Origin of the sequence: Cupriavidus sp. WS (genome assembly GCF_000395345.1) — a bacterium.
In the GTDB taxonomy this organism is placed as follows: Bacteria; Pseudomonadota; Gammaproteobacteria; order Burkholderiales; family Burkholderiaceae; genus Cupriavidus; species Cupriavidus basilensis_B.
Window position 1 is genome coordinate 1 of sequence record NZ_AQPL01000084.1, and the last position, 1861, is coordinate 1861.

At 64.8% G+C, this 1861-nt stretch carries 2 protein-coding genes; both read right to left on the minus strand.

Annotation, left to right across the window (positions count from 1 at the left end; genetic code table 11):
* Positions 1–36: 36 nt before the first annotated feature.
* Positions 37–780: a cytochrome c1 gene (locus K206_RS0108705; RefSeq protein WP_020202027.1), complete on the minus strand. Its 744-nt coding sequence runs from the start codon at positions 778–780 to the stop codon at positions 37–39.
* Between the two features lie 37 nt (positions 781–817).
* Positions 818–1861, minus strand: a 1044-nt coding sequence (locus tag K206_RS0108710; protein ID WP_020202028.1) for a cytochrome bc complex cytochrome b subunit, incomplete at its 5' end; no start/stop codon positions are given.

Below are 1861 nucleotides of genomic sequence, written 5' to 3' on the forward strand. Positions count from 1 at the left end.
CCCGCGAGGCTTCCGCCTCGCAAGCCTTGCCGCGCGTTACTTGATGTCCTTCCAGAACGCGGCGTTCAGGCGCCACGCGAAGATGGTGAACATGCCGAGGAACAGCAGCACCCAGACGCCAAGGCGCTTGCGCTGGTTCTGGGCGGGTTCGGCCATCCAGTCGAGGTAGCCGACGAGGTCGCTGACGGCCTGGTCGTATTCGAGCGGGCTCAACTTGCCGGGGGTGAGCTGCTCGAAGCCGGCGAACTTGTGGACCTTCTCGCCATGCTCCTCGGACTCGACGAACTTGGCGGCGCGCTGGCCTTGCAGTTCCCACAGCACGTGCGGCATGCCGACGCTGGGGAATACGAGGTTGTTCCAGCCCGTGGCGCGCTCGTCGTCGCGGTAGAAGGTGCGCAGGTAGGTGTAGAGCCAGTCGTCGCCGCGCGCGCGCGCGATCACCGACAGGTCCGGCGGGGTGACGCCGAAGAAGGCCTTGGCGTCCTTGGGCTGCATGGCGATGGTCATCATGTCGCCGACCTTGTCGCCGCTGAACAGCAGGTTCTGGCGGATCTGGTCGTCGGTCAGGCCGATGTCCTTGAGCCGGTTGTAGCGCATCATCGACGCGCCGTGGCAGTTCAGGCAGTAGTTCACGAACAGCTTGGCGCCGCGCTGCAGCGAGGAGAGGTCGCTGGTCTGCACGGGAGCCGGCTCGAGGGGGTAGCCCCCTTCGCTGGCCGTGGCGGGCGCGGCGGCAAAGAAGGCGCCGGCCAGCGCGAGAATCGAAAGCAGCTTTTTCATCGTGTGTCCTTGTGCTCTTGTCGGGGTTCGTCCGGGCTCAGTGCGGGTGGAACGTCACGCGTTCCGGCACCGGCTTGAACTGGCCGACACGGCTCCACAGCGGCATGGTCAGGAAGAAGGCGAAGTACAGCAGGGTGCCAAGCTGCGACACCTTTTCACCCACCGGCGACGGGGGCTGCACGCCCAGGTAGCCGAGCACGACGAACACGACCACGAAGACCACCAGGATGCTCTTGTGGAAGGCCGGGCGGTAGCGGATGGACTTCACCGGCGACTGGTCCAGCCACGGCATGAAGAACAGGATCACCACCGAGCCGCCCATCACCAGCACGCCCCAGAACTTGGCGTCGATGAAGTAGAAGCCCACCGCCAGGATCAGGGCGATGGCGAGCGCGCCGATCTTGATGCGGGCGTCCTTACTGCGCAGGAACACCAGGCCGAGCAGCACTGCGAAGAACACCCACAGGATCGGCAGGAAGTTCGAGGTGGTGGCGCGCAGCATCGAGTAGAACGGCGTGAAGTACCACACCGGCGCGATGTGCGGCGGGGTCTTGAGCGGATCGGCCGGGATGAAGTTGTTGGACTCCAGGAAGTAGCCGCCCATCTCCGGGAAGAAGAAGATCACCGCGGAGAAGATCATCAGGAAGCCGCCCACGCCCAGCAGGTCGTGCACCGAGTAGTACGGGTGGAACGGGATGCCGTCCAGCGGGATGCCGTTCTCGTCCTTCTTGGCCTTGATCTCGACGCCGTCCGGGTTGTTGGAGCCCACTTCGTGCAGCGCGATGATGTGCGCGACGACCAGGCCCAGCAGCACCAGCGGCACGGCGATGACGTGGAACGAGAAGAAGCGGTTCAGGGTGGCGTCGCTGACGACATAGTCACCGCGGATGAACAGCGACAGGTCCTGGCCGATCACGGGAATCGCCGAGAACAGGTTCACGATCACCTGGGCGCCCCAGTACGACATCTGGCCCCACGGCAGCAGGTAGCCCATGAAGGCTTCGGCCATCAGGCACAGGAAGATCAGGCAGCCGAAGATCCAGACCAGCTCCCCCGGCTTGCGGTACGAGTCGTACAGCAG

Coding starts and splice junctions, on each gene's coding strand:
- K206_RS0108705 (WP_020202027.1), bottom strand. CDS start 780: ATGAAAAAGCTGCTTTCGATTCTCGCGCTGGCCGGCGCCTTCTTTGCC.